The 4,589-nt window shown below is 59.5% G+C and carries 4 protein-coding genes; all 4 read left to right on the top strand.

The window, feature by feature from the left end; genetic code table 11:
- Window positions 1-1,014 (top strand): rod shape-determining protein (locus H1Y01_RS18165; RefSeq protein WP_257644474.1); only part of this gene is annotated, 1,014 nt, incomplete at its 5' end.
- Window positions 1,015-1,088: 74 nt separating this feature from the next.
- A complete protein-coding gene (locus tag H1Y01_RS18160; RefSeq protein ID WP_180542062.1) occupies window positions 1,089-2,300 on the top strand; it encodes a rod shape-determining protein MreC in 1,212 nt (403 codons plus the stop codon).
- Window positions 2,297-2,824, top strand: coding sequence for a rod shape-determining protein MreD (mreD, locus tag H1Y01_RS18155; protein WP_180542060.1), 528 nt, complete (start codon window positions 2,297-2,299; stop codon window positions 2,822-2,824). The genes H1Y01_RS18160 and mreD overlap by 4 nt, the downstream gene beginning before the upstream one ends.
- 95 nt (window positions 2,825-2,919) lie before the next feature.
- A partial coding sequence (mrdA, locus tag H1Y01_RS18150; protein ID WP_180542058.1) for a penicillin-binding protein 2 occupies window positions 2,920-4,589 on the top strand: 1,670 nt, incomplete at its 3' end.

Raw genomic sequence — 4,589 nt, 5'->3', positions numbered from 1 at the left:
TCGCTCTTTAGCCTCTTCTCGTCCGACCTCGCCATCGATCTCGGTACTGCAAACACTCTTGTTTTCGCCAAGGGGAAGGGAATCGTTGTCAACGAACCCTCCATTGTCGCGCTCAATAAGAACACCGGCGAGGTGGAAGCGGTCGGCAAAGAAGCGAAGGAAATGCTGGGGCGCACGCCCGGTAACATCGTCGCGATCCGTCCGATGAAAGACGGCGTCATCGCCGATTTCAAAGTGACCGAGCGCATGCTGAATTACTTCATTCAGAAGGCGCACAACCGGAAGATGCTGGTGCATCCGCGCATCGTCATCGGGGTTCCGAGCGAGATCACGCAGGTGGAGAAGCGCGCGGTGATGGACTCCGCTTATCGCGCCAAAGCCAGCGAAGTGCATCTGGTGGAACAGGCCATGGTGGCAGCCATCGGCGCCGGGCTGCCGATTACGGAACCTTCGGGAAACATGGTCGTCGATATCGGCGGCGGTACGACGGATGTCGCCGTTATCTCTCTATCCGGCATTGTCTACTCGCGCTCGGTTCGCGTCGCGGGGAATGAGATGGACGACGCCATCATGCAGTACCTGAAGCGCAAGTACAACCTGCTGATCGGCGAGCGCACGGCGGAAGCCATCAAAATTGAAATTGGTTCGGCGTATCCGCTGGATCGGCCGCTCACCATGGAGATCAAAGGCCGCAACCTGATCGAGGGCGTGCCCAAGACACTCACCATCGAAGATTCGGAGATCCGGGAATCGCTGGCGGAGAACGTGGCGACGATTCTGAATGCGATCCGCGTGGCTCTGGAGCGCACGCCGCCGGAATTGAGCGCGGATATCAGCGACCGCGGCATCGTGCTGACCGGCGGCGGGGCGCTGCTCAAGAATTTGGATAAGCGCATCCGTGAGGAGACTGGGCTGCCCGTGTCCATTGCGGACGATCCGCTGGCTTCCGTTGTGTTGGGCACCGGAAAGATGCTCAGCGATTTCCGCCTGCTGCGTAAAATCTCCATCGACTGACGGTTAAAGCGCTTACCACGCCAACCGCTCGCGAAGCTCGTGTGAACTAGGTAAGCTGAACTGAGATGGATTCCATGCTGAACAGATACCGCAGCATCACCCTGCTGCTGGTCATGCTGGTCGGCCAACTCATCCTGCTGGCGTACCAGGTCAAGAACGACAACGACCTTCGCCTGATCCGCGTGTGGGCGATCTGGGCCATCACGCCCATCGCGCAGGTGGCGGAGACGACGCGCGGCGCGGTCTATGGCGTCTTCCATAACTACTTCGATCTGCATTCCGCGCGCATTGAGAACGAGCATATGCACGCGGAGATGTCGAAGCTGAAGATCGAAAATCAGTTTCTGAAGACGGAACTGAACACGGCCGATCGCGTGAAGGCGTTGGCCGCGTTTGAGCGCGAGTCGCCTTCCCGGCTGCTGGCTGCGCGGATCATCGGGGCGGCGACGTCGGCCACCAATAAGATTGTGCTGCTCGACCGCGGATCGAACAGCGAGGTCGAAAAAGGGATGGCGATCATCACGCCGGATGGGATCGTGGGCAAGGTGCTGGAGGCGTACCCGACGGCCTCGCAGGCGCTGCTGGTGACGGACCCCGAGTTCGCCGCCGGCGTGGTCTCGCAGAAGAATCACATTCGCGGCATTCTGCGCGGCGTGGGCTCCGGTAAGTGCAAGGTCGACAACGTTCAGAACGAAGAGAATGTGGATGTCGGCGAAGAGTTTTTCACTTCGGGTGACGACCGCATCTTTCCGCGCGGCCTGCCGGTAGGTAAGGCGGATGTGGTGCGCGACGGTCAGGAGTTCAAGAACATCCTTCTATATCCGTCGGGGTTACAGAACGGACCGGAAGAAGTGCTCATCGTGCTGCAAGGGACGCATCAGCCGATTCCGGCTTACCAGGAACCGCCGAAGGACGAGAAGATCTATATGGGTCCGCCGCCCCCGGAGCAGAAAGCGGGCGTGGCGAAAGAGCCGGTGGTGCTCTCGACGGACGCGGATCGCCTGCGCCAGAAGTACGAGAAGATCGGCACGCTGGAAGGGCATAAGTACGGCGAGGGGAATGTACCGAACTTCAATATTGCAACCGATCAGAGGAACGTCGCGACCGATCAAAAACCGCCGAACGCGCCGACGGCGAACGCCGCTACCCCGGTTCCGCTGGCAGCTCAACACCCGGCAGCTCCCAAACCGGTGAAGCCGGCTCCGGTAACCGCCGCTCCCGCGCCGGAGCCCGATGCATCCGCACCTCCGCAGCCGGCTCCTCCCCAATCGGCGCCCCCACAATGAATTCCGGCGACGACATCCTATCGCTGCAGCACGATAGCCGGGTTTCGCAGTTTCGCGGCTGGGTATTGGTCGCGGTCCCGCTAGCCGTGCTTGTTTTCCAAAGCTATGTCCCGCAGTTTTGGGATCCGCTGAAGTTTCTAGACTTGACGCTGCTCGTCACGATTTACTTCGCGATGATGCGCCACTCCGCCGTGAACGGCATTCTGGTCGGTTCCGCGATGGGACTTGCTCAGGACGCGCTCGCCTACAATCCGCTGGGGATGTATGGCATTGCCAAGACGCTGGTCGGCTTTTTCGCGGCGTCGCTGGGCGCGCGCATCGACGTCAGCTCCCCGTTCGTCCGCCTGGTCGCCTGTTACGTGTTCTTCTACTTCCAGGAGTTTCTATTCTGGGTGATGTCTCGCGCTTTACTTTCGAAGCATCTTAGCTTCGATTGGCGGCAGGAACTGATCCTTGCGGCGCTCAACGCCATCGTCGGTCTGGCGCTTTTCCACTTTTTAGATAAACTGAAGGAACGAGAGTAATGCTTGTGGTGATAACCGCTCCGTCGCCGTCGCGGCTCAGTAACGTACCGGATCCTGTTTTAAGCGTCGTGTAGTAAACGTCTTGTATCAAACCAGTGTCCACGCCCATTGTTCCGCCCGTAATTACCACCCCGGCTGATCACCCCATTCGAGCCGATGATCCGAAGCGATCATCCGCGAAAATTGCGGCTTTTCAATACCTTGCGATCGGTATCTTCCTGTTCCTGATTAGCGGCTTCTGGGAACTTCAAGTGAAGAAGCAGGAAAGCTACAGCGAGATGGCGGAACGGAACAGGATAAAAGCCACGCCGCTGCTTGCGGCCCGCGGCAAAATCCTGGATCGCGATGGGCGCGTCATCGTCGATAATCACTCGACGTGGTCGCTGTTGATCGCGCGCGAAAACCTGAAATGGGAGCACCTGCCCGGCATTGCAGCGGGTCTGAATCTCGACCTTGAAGATTTGAAAACGAAGCTGCAGCGGTTCAGCAAGCGCCCGACTTACGAGCCGCTCTTAGTAAAGGATGATCTTTCGCCGGAGGAACTCGCCTTCGTCGAATCGCATCGCGACCCCGAATTCTACCCGGAGCTCGAACTAATCCAGGCGCAGCGCCGCCTGTATCCGCAGAACGGATTCGCCGCGCATGTGCTGGGCTATACGGGAGAAATCAGCGAGGCGGAATTGGACGATCCCGCCTATGCAAACTACAAGCCCGGCGATGTGATCGGCCAGTCCGGAATCGAGCATCAGTATAACGACATCTTGATGGGCATCGACGGGCAGCGCCAGGTGCTGGTGGATAGCCGCGGGAACGAACGGGCCGTGCTGGGCAATAAAGATCCGGTGCCGGGACACCGGCTGCAGCTAACGATCGATCTCGATCTCCAAGTGGTGGCTGAGCTCGCCATGGAGGGCCGCATCGGCGCGGCGGTCGCGCTGAATCCGCAGAATGGCGAAGTTTTGGCCATGGTGTCGCGGCCGACCTTCGATCCCAATCGCTTCGCCGTACACATCAAGACCAAAGACTGGCGCGAGTATGCCGACGATCCGGACGGCCCGCTCCTCAACCGCGTGATTCAGGCGCAGCTCGCACCGGGATCGACCTTCAAGCCGATTATGGCCGTCGCCGGGATCGACAGCGGAACGGTGGATGAGGATACCGATTTCCACTGTTCCGGCGGCGCGTCGTTCTACGGGCATTACTACGAATGCTGGCAGCACAAAGGGCACGGCACGGTTTCGCTGCATCGGGCGATCCAGCAATCGTGCGATGTCTACTTTTACAACTTAGGCAATAAGATGGGGATCGATACGATCAGCCATTACGCCGAGATGGTCGGACTCGGGCGTAAGACGGGAATCGACTTACCCAATGAACTTGCCGGGACCATGCCCTCGTCCGCCTGGAAAATTCGAACGCTGCGGCAAAAGTGGTACGCGGGCGAAACGATTTCGGTGGCCATCGGACAAGGCTACACGACCGTTACGCCGCTGCAGCTGGCCGCCGCCATCGGATCGATCGGGGCGGGCGGGAAGTGGTATCGTCCGCATCTGCTTCGCCCGGATTCGATGAAGATCAAGCCCAACATCCTGCCCATATCGCAACGCGCTTTGGATGATTCCATCGGCGGGATGTGCGCGGTGGTGAACGAGCCGGGAGGCACCGGCGGCCGCGCGAAGCTACCCGGGATCGAGGTTTGCGGCAAAACCGGATCGGCCCAAACCGCCTCGGCTAAGTTCATGGCGGGCAAGAATATCAAGCTCAA

Origin of the sequence: Nevskia soli (assembly GCF_903970205.1) — a bacterium.
Lineage (GTDB): Bacteria > Acidobacteriota > Terriglobia > Bryobacterales > Bryobacteraceae > Bog-113.
Note: the sequence above shows the minus strand (reverse complement) of the source record. Positions and strands in the feature narration are given on the sequence as shown.